The sequence below is a fragment of the Alteromonas sp. S005 genome, from assembly GCF_036864475.1.
Taxonomy (GTDB): domain Bacteria; phylum Pseudomonadota; class Gammaproteobacteria; order Enterobacterales; family Alteromonadaceae; genus Alteromonas.
Genome location: NZ_JAZETN010000008.1, coordinates 68033 through 83230 on the forward strand (window position 1 = coordinate 68033; position 15198 = coordinate 83230).

Annotated in this window: 13 protein-coding genes; 6 read left to right on the forward strand and 7 right to left on the reverse strand. The window is 46.0% G+C overall.

What is annotated here, in order from left to right; all coding sequences use genetic code 11:
* Nucleotides 1-82: 82 nt before the first annotated feature.
* On the reverse strand, nucleotides 83-559 hold the full coding sequence (locus V7R55_RS11165; RefSeq protein ID WP_334059549.1) for a MerC domain-containing protein: 477 nt from the start codon (nucleotides 557-559) through the stop codon (nucleotides 83-85).
* A gap of 68 nt (nucleotides 560-627) precedes the next feature.
* Nucleotides 628-1281: a ZrgA family zinc uptake protein gene (locus tag V7R55_RS11170; RefSeq protein WP_334059550.1), complete on the reverse strand. Its 654-nt coding sequence runs from the start codon at nucleotides 1279-1281 to the stop codon at nucleotides 628-630.
* Nucleotides 1282-1371: 90 nt separating this feature from the next.
* Between V7R55_RS11170 and V7R55_RS11175 the strand changes: the two genes are divergently transcribed.
* A complete protein-coding gene (locus V7R55_RS11175; RefSeq protein ID WP_334059551.1) occupies nucleotides 1372-3837 on the forward strand; it encodes a TonB-dependent receptor in 2466 nt (821 codons plus the stop codon).
* A 39-nt stretch (nucleotides 3838-3876) separates the two neighbouring features.
* Nucleotides 3877-5271 carry a 5-methyltetrahydrofolate--homocysteine methyltransferase gene (locus V7R55_RS11180; protein ID WP_334059552.1) on the forward strand — a complete coding sequence of 465 codons (1395 nt, stop codon included), beginning with the start codon at nucleotides 3877-3879 and terminating at the stop codon, nucleotides 5269-5271.
* A gap of 224 nt (nucleotides 5272-5495) precedes the next feature.
* Here the strand turns inward: V7R55_RS11180 and V7R55_RS11185 are convergent, their stop codons facing one another.
* Both V7R55_RS11185 and V7R55_RS11190 read right to left on the reverse strand, forming a co-directional pair.
* Nucleotides 5496-5918 (reverse strand): YybH family protein, encoded by a 423-nt coding sequence (locus tag V7R55_RS11185; protein ID WP_334059553.1) that lies wholly within the window; start codon nucleotides 5916-5918, stop codon nucleotides 5496-5498.
* Between the two features lie 331 nt (nucleotides 5919-6249).
* Nucleotides 6250-6426, reverse strand: coding sequence for a hypothetical protein (locus V7R55_RS11190; protein WP_334059554.1), 177 nt, complete (start codon nucleotides 6424-6426; stop codon nucleotides 6250-6252).
* 116 nt (nucleotides 6427-6542) lie between these two features.
* On the opposite strand from V7R55_RS11190, the gene V7R55_RS11195 reads away from it, so the two are divergent.
* A complete protein-coding gene (locus V7R55_RS11195; protein WP_334059555.1) occupies nucleotides 6543-7313 on the forward strand; it encodes a sulfite exporter TauE/SafE family protein in 771 nt (256 codons plus the stop codon).
* Between the two features lie 72 nt (nucleotides 7314-7385).
* Here the strand turns inward: V7R55_RS11195 and V7R55_RS11200 are convergent, their stop codons facing one another.
* The 3 genes from V7R55_RS11200 to V7R55_RS11210 form a co-directional block, all read right to left on the reverse strand.
* Complete coding sequence (locus V7R55_RS11200; RefSeq protein WP_334059556.1) at nucleotides 7386-9503, reverse strand: TonB-dependent receptor plug domain-containing protein; 2118 nt, start codon at nucleotides 9501-9503, stop codon at nucleotides 7386-7388.
* 71 nt (nucleotides 9504-9574) lie between these two features.
* The gene (locus V7R55_RS11205) at nucleotides 9575-9985 is read right to left on the reverse strand and encodes a hypothetical protein (protein WP_334059557.1); all 411 of its coding nucleotides are present in this window, start codon (nucleotides 9983-9985) and stop codon (nucleotides 9575-9577) included.
* Between the two features lie 62 nt (nucleotides 9986-10047).
* Nucleotides 10048-11370, reverse strand: a complete 1323-nt coding sequence (locus tag V7R55_RS11210; RefSeq protein ID WP_334059620.1) for a sigma-54 interaction domain-containing protein — start codon at nucleotides 11368-11370, stop codon at nucleotides 10048-10050.
* 151 nt (nucleotides 11371-11521) lie between these two features.
* On the opposite strand from V7R55_RS11210, the gene V7R55_RS11215 reads away from it, so the two are divergent.
* The 3 genes from V7R55_RS11215 to cydB all read left to right on the forward strand — a co-directional run bounded on the left by V7R55_RS11215 (nucleotide 11522) and on the right by cydB (nucleotide 15197).
* A complete protein-coding gene (locus tag V7R55_RS11215; protein ID WP_334059558.1) occupies nucleotides 11522-12124 on the forward strand; it encodes a Tll0287-like domain-containing protein in 603 nt (200 codons plus the stop codon).
* A gap of 359 nt (nucleotides 12125-12483) precedes the next feature.
* A complete protein-coding gene (locus tag V7R55_RS11220; protein ID WP_334059559.1) occupies nucleotides 12484-14064 on the forward strand; it encodes a cytochrome ubiquinol oxidase subunit I in 1581 nt (526 codons plus the stop codon).
* Complete coding sequence (cydB, locus tag V7R55_RS11225; protein WP_334059560.1) at nucleotides 14061-15197, forward strand: cytochrome d ubiquinol oxidase subunit II; 1137 nt, start codon at nucleotides 14061-14063, stop codon at nucleotides 15195-15197. Before V7R55_RS11220 ends, cydB begins: the two co-directional genes overlap by 4 nt.
* Nucleotide 15198: the final 1 nt, after the last annotated feature.

Below are 15198 nucleotides of genomic sequence, written 5' to 3' on the forward strand. Positions count from 1 at the left end.
GAATAAAATCTTTAAAACGGTTACATCGCAATATTTGAAAGCGTCGCTCAAAAGAGCACGCGTATTTGAGGAAGTGAAGAAACTAATAGGTGTGCGATTGTGCTCTCTCGCGCTCTTCGCAGGTCGAGCTCTGAGTAGTTTCTCTGAGTCGGTAATTGGCAATATGCGCACTGACGATAATAAATGAAGCGATTACAGTGATAACGACTTCCCCATACTCGCCAAGTACCTCATGCCCTAAACCTACCCATTCAACTAGCAGCGGGCTGCTTAATAATGTAAGACCAGTAGCGCCAGCTAACACCACCCATTTATTTTTATGATGTAAATAGCCTACTGAAAGCGCAAAGGCGCCAATAGGCAGCACAAAAAACAGCAGTATTCGGTGGAAGGTTTCATCATTGAGAATAGATACGCTTGCCAATGCCGGTATGGAAATCAATAGAATAGGCGTTAATAAACAATGGATGACGCAAAGCGATGAAAGGATCATAGCGATTCTGTCTGAAATGAGCTGCACTTTTGGCACTGCGCTGCTTCCTTGAGTTATTGAATTCATAGTATTTCCGAATATTGCTATGGCGCATACTTCATTAATGCAACTTGCGCCTCAGAGTATAAAAATAATTAGTTGTTAATGGATAACATTGGCTGACTTGGGGTTATTTCCATAGCGCCTTGCCCTTTGTTTGTTACCCAAATAGTGTTGACATGCTGCAAGCTTGGCCAATTGGCAAACCCTGTCATTTCAATACGCTTTAAAGGTTCTTGGCAGCTAAGCAAGTAGGCTACGCGAAAATCAGAATGGGGGTTGTGATGGGCGTCGCTTTCGTATTCACTGTCATGCTCGTCATGCTCGTCATGCTCGTCATGCTCGTCATGCTCGTCATGCTCGTCATGCTCGTCATGCTCGTTAGCTACCTCCCATGGGCTTTCAAGGGTGGTATCGAGTAATGCACACGTATTGCTTAGGGTAAAAATGTCGTCGAAGCGCAGAAACATTTCTTGCATGTTCTGATAGCGTTTCCTTTCGTTAGCTGTAGTCGGCGTGTACTCAAACCCCAATACATCAGCAACAGGTAGCTGTAGCACAAGCTGCCACTCACTTCCCGCCTGTAGGATTTGTAGCTTTCCCTCGCCGTGAGTATGAGGCGCAGCATGAACAGCGCTGAAAACCGGGACAGCCAAGTTCAATCCGACAAAAGCACCTACCTTGAGAAAAGCTGAAGAGGCGCGTAGCGCTTTTTGTGGATTTTTCCACGTAATAGAAATGGTTTTCATTTTTACCTCTTGCGTAAACGTTACAATATAACATACCATAAAAATAAATATGATACATTATCACATTACACAAATTCAGAGGTTAGAATAATGAAATTGTCTCGATTGGCGCTGGGCATGTCGCTTGTTGCGCCTGCGTTGCTATTAGCATCTCCGTCAGTGCTAGCACAAACACTTTCTGGCACGGTCACTAATGCAGCCGGAAAGCCCCTCGCCAATGCCACTGTTGAAATTGAGGCGTTAAAGCGTGTTACCAGCACTAATGAGCTGGGTGAGTTTACTTTCTCTGACGTAGAGGAAGGCGACTACACGCTGCATATATTCGCTTCTGGTTTTGCCCATTTGCACGAAGATGCAATCGTTCAGTCGGTCGCTTCGGATAGTATTAACTTTGTCTTAGCACGAAGCGCTATTGAAGTGATTGACGTACACGCCACGCCTATGCATTTATCGGTGATGGAATCGGCAACACCCGTGAGCGTGTTATCAGGCGAAACCTTACGACGTCAACAAGCGGCCACACTTGGCGATACGCTAGAAAAATTACCCGGCGTACAGTCTAACTTCCATGGCAATGTTGCGAGCACGCCAATTATTCGTGGCCTTAGCGGACCACGGGTACTGATTACTCAAAATGGCTTGGATGTGAGCGACGTTTCCCGTGTTGGCCCCGACCACGCAGTAGCAAGTGAAGCCTCAACTGCTAACCAAATTGAAGTGCTGCGAGGACCTGCCACCCTGTTCTTTGGAAGCGGTGCAATAGGCGGTGTGGTTAACGTCGTCGACCAGCGCGTGCCTACCTCCACTGAAACACGCGGGGAATTTTTACTAGAAACCCAAACCGTTAACGACCAGAAACTCGGAACGTTTAACGTGACCACTGGCGTTGACAACATCGCCTTCTATGCTGACGGTTTTTATCGCGACTCAAATGACTATGAAACCCCAATGGCGCCTGATATTGACGACCCGGATGGCGAGCATGTGGTTGAGAACAGTAACGAAGAGTCCCACGGATTTACGTTAGGTACCAGTTACTTATTCGACCAAGGCTACGTTGGCGTAGCGGTAGAGCGATTTGAGCGAGAGTACGGTGTGCCAGGCCATAGTCATGGTGATGACTCATCAGTATTTGCTGATCTTGAACAGACTAAGTATCAACTTCTAGGTGAGTACAACTTTTCTCATGACTTTTTGCAAAGTGTTCACTTTAGAGCGGGCTATACCGATTACGAACACGCTGAAGTAGAGAGTGGTTTTGTCGGTACTACATTTAGCAATGAAACTGAAGAGCTTCGCGTTGAGCTATTGCACAAACCCATTGCCGGCTGGCGTGGCGGTGTAAGCCTTCACTACAAAGGCGCGGACGTTTCGGCCCAAGGTGAAGAAGCCTTTACACCTCCTTCAGAAATGGAGATGTTCGCTATAGCTTTGATGGAAGAACGTCATTTTGGTGACTTCTTGGTTCAGTTAGGAGCGCGAGCGGAAAGAGTAACATTAGACGCATCAAGTGTGTTGTTGCCGGAGCTTGATGCTCACGACCATGGCGATGAACACGAACATGACGACCACGATCACGATGAGCATGCTCACGACGAACATGAACATGAACATGAAGGCAGCGAGTTCATACGACAGTTTGCGGTAGACCAAGAGTTTACACCTATATCTCTTTCAGCAGGCGTGGTCTATACCATTAGTGAAAGCTACAACGTAGGCATTTCACTTTCCCGCTCAGAGCGTGCGCCTTCAGCATCCGAGCTTCTGTCCTTTGGCCCGCATATCGGCACCCGTACTTATGAAGTTGGCGCGCTGTTTGACTTGTCAGAGGAGAGCGAGTTTGTGCTTTCTCAAACGCCTATCGACCTTGAGACAGCTAACAATATTGACCTAACGTTCAGAAAAACACAGGGCGACGTTGGCTTTGTGTTCAATGCCTTCTATAACCAAGTAGATAATTACTACTTCCAAGCTGAAACCGGATTATTCGCTGAAAGTGGGCACGACCATGCTCACGGTGAAGAAGGGCATGGGGACGAAGGACACGACCACGATGATGGTGAAGAGAACCACGGTGAAGAAGGACATGACGAACACAGTGACGAATTGCCTGTCTACCTATTTGGCTCAGCTGACGCCATTCTTCATGGCTTTGAGCTACAGGTTGCGTGGCAAACCACTGAAAACCTAAAGCTCGACTTCTTTGCCGACTACGTTAAAGCCCGCCTTAAAGATGGTGGCGCACTGCCTCGCACTTCGCCTATGCGAGTGGGGTCACACGTTGCTTACACACTTGATAACATTCGCGCCGACTTAGACATTACGCATTTTGCCAAACAAGACGATATCTCGACCCTCGAGACTGAAACAGACGGTTACACCCTTGTTGATGCGTCAATCACGTACGACATTCCTTTAGGAGATATTGATTTATCGGTTTACCTGAGCGGTGAAAACCTAACCGATGAAGAAGCGCGCGTTCATACCTCATTTTTGAAAGATATTGCACCACGTCCGGGTAGAAACTTTGCTTTCGGCGTACGTGGTTATTTCTAAGATCAGCTTAAAAAAAGAATTATTGATAGGGATACACACATGAAAAATAGACTAGTACTAAGCGCCATAGCCAGCGCACTTTTGCTTGCTGGCTGTGGTGATGCAGAAACCAATATTGTAGAGCTGGACCCTATTGAGGTGCCAGAGGATGATCACAACCACGACGACCATGACCACGATGACGACCACGGCTCAGACTATGAAATAGAAAGTGAAGGTAGGTTGGTTGTTGCCGATGCTGCCTCAAATACGCTCACTGTCTTTGATTTAGATGATGAATCAGTACTTGATACGTTTTCTGCAACCTTTGATGGAAGCAGTGTAAGCGCCTCTGCAGACTATCGCTTTGCAGTAATTAATAGTCGAGCAAACGGATTAACAGAGTTTCTCGATGGTGGATTGTGGCGAGAAGATCACGTTGAGCACCTGCACGACTATGAAGAAGCTCCAAGTTTTTCTGATTTCACACTAGAAGGTAGCCAACCGACACACGTAGTCACACATGACGGTCAGCTTGCTGTGTTTTACGACGGCAATGCCGATACCAGCATGCCGGCAGCGGTAAAAGTGGTAACTGACACTCAAATTGCCAGTGAAATTACAGAAGTTCCTACTTTGGAATTCACCGTAAACATGCATGGTGTCGCGGAACCGCGTGGTGACATGCTAATTAGTACCATACGTCGTGATGATGCAGAGTCTCGTTCTGCTAATCCAATCTTGCCAGACAGTGTTGCGGTATATCACTGGCATAATGGTGAGTACGAGGAAGAGCAACGTTTTGACGGTGAATGTGCAGACTTACATGGCGCTGCTCAAAACGAAATGGCTGTGGCATTTGGCTGTAGCGATGGCGTATTAATACTAAACGAAGCTGATGAGGTATTTACCAGCGCGTTTATTGACAACATTGATGGGCTTGGCGATCTGCGCATTGGCACAATGTATGGACACGAACACGCAGAAGCGTTTATTGGTATTGCTTCACAGCACGGCGGTAGCGCCATCTTGGCCAATGTGTCGCCTGTAACTAGCACAATGAGCGTGATTGATTGGCAGCCAGAGACTGACGCTCATGCTGTGTCATACGGTTTCTCAATGGGCGGTGAATTCTTTGTTATTTTAGATGACAAAGGTTTTGTAACGCTGCTAGAAGCGCATGCAGAAGACGGTGACACGCACTGGGAATTTGCGCACAAAATTGATGTGGCCAGTGCCAGCGCGGCAAACCTAGCAGAAGGTCAGTCATTTAGCATGGCGGCATCGCAACACGAAGAAGCCTTGTTTGTTGTTGACCCTGTTGCGCAAGCTATCCTTGCTGTTGATTTGGAAACCGAGACCACGGAAACCTTGCTTGAACTGGATTTTGAGCCTTCAGGTGCGGTTTGGTTAGGTATTGCAGAAGAACACGAGCACGACGACCACGACCACTAATCAGGCGTAGTGTTTTACAAACGCTAATGAGTGTTTGAATCTAACAATACACAGATTAAGGGCATAGCGATATGCCCTTATTTTTTGGATCTTTCATATTTATTATACATTCGTTAATTTCGTTTATAACAGCCCTCGCTTCTTTCTCCGCCTTATGTATAAAAGCGCCTATTTCCCAATTGCTTTCTACCGTTATTGATTCTGAATTCGTATGTTGGTGTAGGTCACGCAAAATCCAACAGGTCAGTACCGAAGAAGTTATCGATGACACAGCGCCATTCACCATTTACATCCCTTTGCAAAACGTAAACGGCGCGCTTGCCCTCGCAGGGTAGGGCGTTCGGTGTGGCTTTGGGCACAAGATAAAGTTTGGCGACGACTAGCGCTACGTCACCGGCTTGTATAACCCGCTCGTCTCCTGTTGTAACAAAATGATCGGGCATAAATTTCTTTTGAAATTTGAGCAGGGCGTTAACGCAGTCGCGCTGCGTGGCATGTTCTTCAGCGGCTTGGCTTTGCGTTGAACTGGACATGGGGGTAGCGACCACAGTTGCATCGCTCGCATAACATTGGGATAAGGCGTCTTGATCGCCGCGGTTTACTGCGTCATGCAACTGTTGTAACACGTGAGATATTGGATTGTTCATGGCTGTCGTTCCGTTATTTTTACCGCAAGACGAGCCAATAAAAAACCCGCCTTTGCGGCGGGTTTAGTGATTTCTATTTACGCACTAGCTAACCCGCCCATTCCTTAGAATAGCGAGAATAATAATCAGCGCAGACGCTGAGTAAGCAGTATATGGATTCGTGTTTTTAGGCATAGTGTTTAAAAACAGTGTGCTGCTAGTGAGTATTTAATGACCCGAGTATCCTGTGCACAATAAAGAAAGTCAATGGGTTTTTTAGGTGAAGAAATTAGGCCCATGGGAGCGGGCAAGCGGTAAGTGTAAGGTATAAGATGAAAGGTGCAATACAACTCTATGCTTCAAATATGGTAATGCGAATAATCGAGCCCTGCTTTAAACAGTTATAGATATCTTCATCAGTAAAGCCACTATTATGAAGAAGTTGCCTGGCAACAAGCTTGGCGTCTTTTGTACTGTGCTTGTCGCATATTATTTGAAGTGCTTTGTGTAAATAACTAATAGACGGCATGATGAATAACCTAATGCGAAATGGGCAAGGTCTGTATAATTTTTAAACGATGTACTGCGGTATTGTGATCACTAAATTCATGTAAACAGTGTCCCAAATAAAGGGGAATTTAACCCTTGGAAATACTTTTTAGCTGGTTAACGGCCAACGACACATTGTCGATGTCATCCTCAGTCATACTTGTTGTTACTTCGTTCTTTACGTCTATGATGACAGCAACATTGGGAATTGGTGGCGGGGTTTTGTTACTGGCGGTAATGGCCAGTACTATGCCAGTCAGTGCGCTGATCCCAGTTCACGGTTTAGTACAGCTTGGTTCAAACGGCAACCGTGCACTGATGACGGCAAGGCATATCGACTGGAATATGCTGAAGTATTTTTCTTTAGGCGCAATTGTTGGCGCTTTCTTGGCCTCGTTTATTGTGGTCCAGCTGCCGTTGGTTATTATTCAATTTGCGGTTGCCGCATTTATTTTATTTCTGGTGTGGGGGAGTAAACCCAAAGCACAAGAAATGAACCCCGCAGGTAGGACATTGGCTGGTCTGGTGACCACCTTGGTTTCAATGTTTGTTGGTGCCACAGGGCCTTTGGTGGCAGCATTTGTACACCGAAATAATTACAGTAAAATGCAGATAACCGGCACGTTTGCCAGTTGCATGACGCTCCAGCACGGCCTTAAAGCCTTCGTATTTACCTTTGTAGGGTTTTCATTTGCACAGTGGGCGGGGCTTGTCATCATTATGATTGCCAGTGGTGCGCTCGGCACATTTTTCGGCTTGAAAGTATTAAAGCGTGTTCCAGCGGAAAAATTTATGCTGGCGTTCAAAATTGTGGTAACGCTGTTAGCCCTGCGCCTGCTATGGCAGGCTATAACAAGCTTATTATAGAAAAAAGAGCTTAAGAAGTTAGCTTCTTAAGCTCAGCATGTTTTTGGCCTTTTTCCGTTATTTTTTGGCTACTTAAAAGCGATAGTTCAGTGACAAATACCACTCCCGCCCAGCACCAGGCACACGTTCACCTACTTCAACATCGGCATTCATTACTCGATTAATGCCCGCTGTATGTGGGGCATATTGTTTGTCGAAAAGGTTATGAATAGTGGCCGTAACCTGAAGATTTGACTGTGCATTATCAAAAAGCGTTAAAAGCCCCGAAATATGAAATAAACCATAGCCTGCTGTGGGTGCCTCATTTTGCAGCGCGGAGATATGGTTTTGTGCACCTGCTAACTCTGATGTTAGCTGCATTTGAAGCGGCGCATCAAATACTTGCGTATTCCATTGAACTGTTGTTGTTAACTGTTCTGGCGCAATGCGGAATAAAGCATCATCAATGTCATCACGGTTACCATGCTGAATGGTTGCTACTGCTCGCACACTTAAGTTTTCACTAAGCTGACCTAGCACCGTCATATCCGCACCTTTAATCACAGCGTCGGTATTCGTCCACTGAAATGGCGCTGTACCAGCCATCATGGTAGACACCATGTTCGCAGCCATATTCGTGCTAGTTGAGCCGGTGATGTAATCTTCTATACCTTGATAGAAAAGGCGGGGCGAAATAGTCCAGTTTTGATAGGTGTAATCAATACCCATATCTAATTTGCGCGCGGTTTCATTGTCTAAATCAAGGTTACCTATGTAGTTAAAACCGTCAGCCATGCCGCCTGAGATGCCAAGTGGCAGCCAGGTATAACGTTCGAAGTAGGTAGGTGCGCGATTTTTCTGAGATATACCAAGTACGATATCGAGCGAGTCGCTCGCATGGTATCGGGTGGTAGCGGCTATATCTAACATGTTGTAGTTTTCGTCACGCTCAGCAGCATTAAAATTACTGACTAACGCAGCAATTGCTGGATTCATCATCACCATGTTAGAACCCGCTTCTCCAGCATCCATAGTAATAAAGGTGTATCGCGCACCATAAGTAGACGAATAGACTTCTCTGTTTACTGTCCATTGGGCATAAATACTCGCAGTATCCCTTTCTGCATTAGTAAAGTTATCTACAAAAAACATACTGTTATTTGGGTTAGTAATAACAGAGTTATTTCGGCTGTGGTGTAGGTAAGCGCCCAATTCAAACTCGCCACTATCTAGCGGCATAACGTACTTGGCATCTAGCCCCTGAGCGATAGCGTCTGCATTGTTCTCTCTTGCCATATTCTCAGACATTGCCATGCGCTGAGAAAAGTTATCCATGGCGTGTTGGTTACTGTTGCCAAACCAATTTATAGCAAAATACTCGGCTTCGCCGACGTTGTAGCGATAACCTAGTCGGTACCATGCTGCATCAATAAAACCTATATCCATGGCTAATGCAGGTGTGCCGCTTTCATTGGTATTTAGCTGTTGATAGCTTACGTTTACTTGGTGTTTTCCCCATTCGTAGCCAAGTCTAAATTTGGCGCCATTCCTTTGGAAGTGGCTATTAGGGATAACGGTGTTATCGCCCGATTCTCGCTTATCACGTTGCTGATGCATGTACGTGCCGCTAATAAAGGCTTGATCCGTTTTGAAAAGCACATTGCCCTGGTATTGCTGTCCGCTACCTGGGCTAATTAAGCTAGCATTTACACTGCCAGTAATACCGCTTCCCAAAGCAAAAAGGGATGCTGCATCTGCGTTAATACGCAGCTTACCGCCTAGCGTTTGCACCCCAGCACTCACTGGTACAATACCGCGATACAAAGTGGCAGTAAGCCCTGGCTCTGGCAGGACGTGGGATAATGGCGAGTCCATGGAATTAGGCCCCGCGCCAGCGATGTCGACACCGTCGATGGATACGCCCACTCTATCGCCAAACAGTCCTCGGTATTGAATAAGGCCTGTAACCGGGCCGTTTCGGGAAATGGATACGCCCGGCAATTGCGCTAACTGATCGCCAAAGTCAGCGTCTAAGTTGGTAGCGGCTGTCACCGCTTCTCGCTCTATTTCTACTGTATTATCATTAAGCGAAGAGCCCATAACAGTAATCACTTCTGTTAAAGCGCTGTCAATAAACTCAGATGTGTTTGCTAAAACGTGTGCAGATGTGCAGGCAGCTGTAACAGCGAGTGCCAGTAAAGAATACTTCATAACAATTCCATTAAATAAACGAACTATATGCACGGTTAAACCATGCGCGTTGAGCGTGTTTTTAGGTTTTGTTATGCAATTGGTGGAGCGCGGCCTAGCGGGGCGGCAAAGGCAAACGATGTATAGGGCGCTGCCGCAAGACGAGATACTAAGGCGCGATAGCGCACAAGGGAAAGCACCGCCGTTGAATCTGCCGGCACATTGTCAATGTGCGGAAGGTCTGCCAGCGTACCGTTGGTACAATCTACGTGCTCAACAGGTGCTTTAAGTAGCTCTGGGCTTATAAATACAAATTCACCTTCAAGCGCTGTGGCACTCACCGATATATAGCGCATGGATTTGCCAGTACAGATAAGTTCAATGTCATCGCCCACGAACCCACGAGCATGCTGCATAGTATGCGAAGCAAGGCCTAGTGCTAATGCATTTTGTAACAGCATACAAAGGCAGAGTGTTAAGGCTGTAAGGCGTTTAATCGACATTATTTATCTTTTTTCGTTGAGCACTTTTATCATAGCCTGCGTTGGATGGATATTTCCACATTTTAATTAAGCGCTTTTACACCGGCCTTTTTTAGTTTTCGGTAGAGCGTGCGGGTACTTACGCCTAATGCGTCTGCAAGGCTTTTTATATCGCCTTTAAAGGTGCTCGCTACCTGAGCAAGATACGTATCTTCTACCTCGTCAAGAGTCATAATACTCTTACCAAGATTAACCCCGCTTTTTGTTAGCGGGTATTCATCGTACTTACCCTCCATTAAAGCGTGTTCCTCGCGTGTGAAATCGTCTAAAGGGGGGAGGTCCGATTCGTAGATCACGGTCTCGTCGGCAAGTAGTACAGCTTGATCAACGATGTTGCGCAACTCGCGAATATTACCCGGAAAGGCGTAGCTGCTTAATTTTTCGAGGGCTGTTTTATGGAAACGCTTTTTCTCGTGGGACTGAGCTAAAAAGTGCGCTGCGATAAGCGCAATATCTGACTGTCTCTCTCGTAAGGAGGGAAGGCTGATAGGGAAGCCCGCAATTCGGTAATAAAGGTCGCGTCTAAACTCGCCTCTTTCAACCATTTTCTTTAAATTCTTATGCGATGCGCAAACCAGACGGAAATTAGCTTTCTTAGAGACTACGCTACCCACTGGGCGATAGGTTTGGGTTTCAAATAATCTTAGTAGTTTAACCTGCATGGCAAGGGGTATATCACCTACCTCATCAAAAAATAGGGTGCCGCCTTCTGCTGCTTCCACCAACCCTTTTTTGTTTGTAGTAGCGCCAGTGAAGGCACCTTTTTCATAGCCGAATAACTCGCTTTCAAGCAATGAGTCTGACAGCCCGGTGCATTCAATTACGACAAAAGGCTTGTCTGCACGACTACTGCTAGAGTGCAATGCTTGTGAGACTAACTCTTTACCTGTGCCAGTTTCTCCATGTAGCAATACGGCTATATCTGAGTTTGCAGCGCGATTTATTTTATTTAGCATAGTTTTAAATGCTTCAGATTCGCCAATCATTTTGCCTGCTGCAGGGCGATTAGATGCAAATGCCAGCTTATTTAAAATCTCTAAATACCCTAATAAATCGCCATTCCCATCGAATATTGGGCGCATCAAGATATCGCAATAACTTTGACCTTCGCTGGTGGAATGAATATGCACTACGCTTGCTGCTCGGCCAGATTTTTTGCTTTCTTGCATAGGGCACTGCTCGCCGCATTGGTCACAGGGCTTGCTGTTGCGATGAGATACCTGGTAGCAGGTGCTATAGCCTAACTTGATATTAACGGGGTAGGTGTCTCTGTAAGGCGCATTAACCGCCTCGATAATGTAGTTTTGATTGATGAAAATAGCGGGCTTGTCTATTGCATCTATCATTGCTTGTACAATTGATATGTTCATTGTCAGCGTATTAGTGAGTGCTACTTTTATCTAGCCAACTTAACATACTGGCATAGAGTTTGTTGATTGTTTTAGTTGAATCACAATGCCTGAGTGCCAATACGTCCGTCAATAGGAGAGTTACACAATGAAAAAACGCAGCCTTTTAATTGCGTTGGGTATAGCCGTAAGCGCAGGGTGCCCTTTCGCTAGTGCACAAAACAATGAGCTAGCTGACAGCGAATTACAAACAGAAGTAAAGCAGGCAAGAGTTCACGCTAAAGCCCTTGGTGGAGCGCTTAAATCTAGGCTAAAACAGGCAATTCAGTCTGGCGGTTTGGAAGCGGGTGTACAAGAGTGTCATTTGGCCGCCGAGCCTATCGCCGAAAGTCTTAGCCAAAATGGGTGGGAAGTCGGGCGCACTGCGCTAAAAGTGAGAAACCCGAATAACGCGCCAGACGAGTGGGAGCGCGAGCAACTAGCGCTTTTCGCCTCTCTAATGGAAAAGGCTAAGCTAGAGGGTAAACAGCCACCTACGCCTATGGATACCTATAAATATGACAGTGACAGTGGCGAATTCCGGTACATGATGGCTATCCAACAAGGTCAAGTCTGCATGGCCTGCCACGGCGCCCAAGTTGCACCTGCAGTAGAAAAGACCATAATGAAACACTACCCTAAGGATGAGGCCACTGGGTTTGAACTTGGTGAGTTGCGCGGCGCGTTCACGCTGACCTATTCGCCGCAGTAACTTAAGTAAATTTTGTATCAGCTAAAGCTTTCTTTTCAACCATTTTAAACCACGCTACAACGTACCCGCCTTCTTTTTTGTGTCAATTTTGTCACTGATGCTGACAAAGTTGGCGCAAAATTCATATTAGATCCTTGCGATGGATCAAAGTGCGCAACTTTTCGCCATGGAATAATTGTCCTGCACAGTACGAATAGACTGTCATTCATCGATTGTTAGTTCAGATTAACAAGCATAGTGATGTATGGCACAAACCATGCTCTAGCTGTGATGAATGTTCATGTGACTACCACTGAATAACCAATAAATTTATTTAAGGTCAAGCGCTTATCGCGCAAAAGAGACAAGGGAGATAACCCATGAGCGATACGTTAATAGAACTATCGCGGTGGCAATTTGCATTAACTGCGATGTTCCACTTTATTTTTGTACCCTTAACACTAGGGCTTAGCTTTCTACTTGCCATTATGGAATCTGTTTACGTAATGACAGGTAAAGAGATATACAAGCAAATGACCCAGTTTTGGGGAAAGCTGTTTGGGATTAATTTCGCCATTGGGGTAGCTACGGGCTTAACCATGGAGTTCCAGTTCGGCATGAACTGGTCTTATTATTCTCACTATGTCGGTGATATCTTTGGAGCACCGCTGGCTATTGAGGGATTGATGGCGTTCTTCTTAGAATCTACGTTCGTAGGTTTGTTTTTCTTTGGTTGGGACAAAATGTCGAAGGTTAAACACCTTATGGCAACCTGGCTGGTGGCCATTGGCTCAAACTTCTCAGCGCTTTGGATCCTAATCGCTAATGGCTGGATGCAGTACCCGGTAGGCGCTGAATTTAATTTTGAAGCCATGCGTATGGAAATGACCAGCTTCGCTGAGGTCATTTTTAATCCGGTTGCACAGGTCAAGTTTGTTCATACGGTATCTGCAGGTTACGTGACCGGTGCTATGTTTGTGTTGGCCATTTCAAGCTATTACCTACTTAAACATAAGCATATTGCTTTTGCCCGCCGTTCTTTCGCCATTGCCGCAAGTTTTGGCTTGGCTTCAACCCTCTCAGTTATTGTGTTGGGTGATGAAAGTGGTTATGAACTTGGTGACGTACAAAAAGTGAAGTTGGCTGCTGTAGAAGCAGAGTACGAAACCCACCCCGCGCCGGCTCCTTTTACCGTTTTCGGTATACCGAACGATGAAAAAGAAGAAACCGAGTATGCACTTCAGATTCCGTGGGCAATGGGCATTATTGCTACACGCTCGTTGACTGAAGAAGTAAAAGGTATAAAAGATTTAAAAGAAGAAAACCGCGAGCGTATCTTAAGCGGCATTAAAGCGTACGAAGTGCTTGATGATGTAAGAAACGGCACAGCGACAACCGAGCAACGCGCTGCTTTTGAAGCGAATAAAGACAGTCTTGGGTACGCTATGTTGTTAGAGCCTTATACCGATAATGTTTCTAACCCTTCAGAAACTGCCATTCAACAAGCCGTAGACTACAGCATTCCTCCAGTAGCGCCGCTATTTTGGAGTTTCCGAATCATGGTTGCTGCAGGCTTTATCATGCTAGCGCTTTTCTTATGTGCTTTTTACTACAGCACAAAACACAAAATCACTCAGCCTCGCTGGCTTCTAAAAGGCGCACTATATGGCCTGCCGCTTCCTTGGGTAGCGTGCGAAGCAGGCTGGTTCGTTGCAGAGTATGGTCGTCAGCCGTGGTCTATAGCAGAAGTATTGCCGGTCCATACCTCAGTGTCTAATTTGGCGGTTAGCGACGTGGTAACCACCATTGTGGCCTATACCGTCTTCTACACAGCAATGTTCATTATTGGCTTTTACTTGATGAAAAAATTCGCGAAAAAAGGTCCGGTGCCTCCCGAGGATACAAAGACTGAAACTGAGCTTGATCTTATTGACCTTGATGAGCAAGGAGCAAAAGCATGATTGATTATGAACTGTTACGTGTCATTTGGTGGTGCTTAGTTGGCGTGCTGCTAATTGGCTTCGCCGTAACTGACGGCTTCGATTTAGGTGTGGGTGCTTTGCTTACCCTTATCGGTAAAAACGATAAAGAGCGACGCGTGATGATTAACACTGTTGGGCCTCACTGGGATGGTAATCAGGTGTGGTTTATTACAGCAGGTGGTGCAATCTTTGCTGCGTGGCCGATGATTTATGCTACGGCGTTTTCCGGCTTTTATCTTGCTTTAGCGTTGACGCTAATCGCCTTATGGATGCGTCCAATTGGCTTCGATTACCGCAGTAAATTGCCTAACCCACAGTGGCGCAAAGCTTGGGACTGGGCCTTATTTGCTGGTGGTATCATTCCTTCGCTCATCTTCGGTGTTGCGTTCGGTAACCTGCTGTTAGGTGTGCCTTTCGAATTAGATAATACTCTGAAATCTACTTATACAGGGTCGTTCTTCGGGCTGCTAACACCTTTTGCCTTGGTGAGTGGGTTACTGTCGGTGGCTATTTTGCTTAACCACGGCGCAACCTGGTTACAAATGAAAACTGATGGCTTTATTGAAGTTCGCGCTCGCGCCGTGTCAGTGGTATTGAGTCTGGTAGGCGTTGCATTGTTTGTCATTGCAGGTTTTTGGGTAGCATTTGGTTTAGATGGCTTTGTAATTACCTCTGCGGTAGACACTATTGCTACATCGAACCCACTTAAGAAAGAGGTAGCTATTGAAGCGGGCGCTTGGATGAGCAATTACAGCAAATATCCTTTCATGGTGATAGCCCCTGTATTAGGTGTAGTAGCTGGTCTTGCCTGCGCGTTCTTCTCTAAGAAAGGCAACCCGGGTATGGCGTTCGTATCAAGTGCGCTGTTTATTACAGGCGTAATTTTAACTGCGGGTTTTTCAATGTTCCCATTCCTAATGCCAAGCATCACTATGCCTGAAGCCAGCCTTACAGTATGGGACGCTACGTCGAGTCATATGACACTAAACGTTATGTTCATCGTTGCCTGCATCTTTGTACCTATTGTACTTAGCTATACGGCTTATAGCTTCTACGTAATGCGCGGTCGCATTAAAAACGATGATCTTGACCAATCTCACACCATTTATTAAG

What these genes read in the sequence shown, in the direction of transcription:
- V7R55_RS11165 (WP_334059549.1), bottom strand. Translation starts at nt 559, where the DNA reads ATGAATTCAATAACTCAAGGAAGCAGCGCAGTGCCAAAAGTGCAGCTC.
- V7R55_RS11170 (WP_334059550.1), bottom strand. Translation starts at nt 1,281, where the DNA reads ATGAAAACCATTTCTATTACGTGGAAAAATCCACAAAAAGCGCTACGC.
- V7R55_RS11175 (WP_334059551.1), top strand. Translation starts at nt 1,372, where the DNA reads ATGAAATTGTCTCGATTGGCGCTGGGCATGTCGCTTGTTGCGCCTGCG.
- V7R55_RS11180 (WP_334059552.1), top strand. Translation starts at nt 3,877, where the DNA reads ATGAAAAATAGACTAGTACTAAGCGCCATAGCCAGCGCACTTTTGCTT.
- V7R55_RS11185 (WP_334059553.1), bottom strand. Translation starts at nt 5,918, where the DNA reads ATGAACAATCCAATATCTCACGTGTTACAACAGTTGCATGACGCAGTA.
- V7R55_RS11190 (WP_334059554.1), bottom strand. Translation starts at nt 6,426, where the DNA reads ATGCCGTCTATTAGTTATTTACACAAAGCACTTCAAATAATATGCGAC.
- V7R55_RS11200 (WP_334059556.1), bottom strand. Translation starts at nt 9,503, where the DNA reads ATGAAGTATTCTTTACTGGCACTCGCTGTTACAGCTGCCTGCACATCT.
- V7R55_RS11205 (WP_334059557.1), bottom strand. Translation starts at nt 9,985, where the DNA reads ATGTCGATTAAACGCCTTACAGCCTTAACACTCTGCCTTTGTATGCTG.
- V7R55_RS11210 (WP_334059620.1), bottom strand. Translation starts at nt 11,370, where the DNA reads ATGATAGATGCAATAGACAAGCCCGCTATTTTCATCAATCAAAACTAC.
- V7R55_RS11215 (WP_334059558.1), top strand. Translation starts at nt 11,522, where the DNA reads ATGAAAAAACGCAGCCTTTTAATTGCGTTGGGTATAGCCGTAAGCGCA.
- V7R55_RS11220 (WP_334059559.1), top strand. Translation starts at nt 12,484, where the DNA reads ATGAGCGATACGTTAATAGAACTATCGCGGTGGCAATTTGCATTAACT.
- cydB (WP_334059560.1), top strand. Translation starts at nt 14,061, where the DNA reads ATGATTGATTATGAACTGTTACGTGTCATTTGGTGGTGCTTAGTTGGC.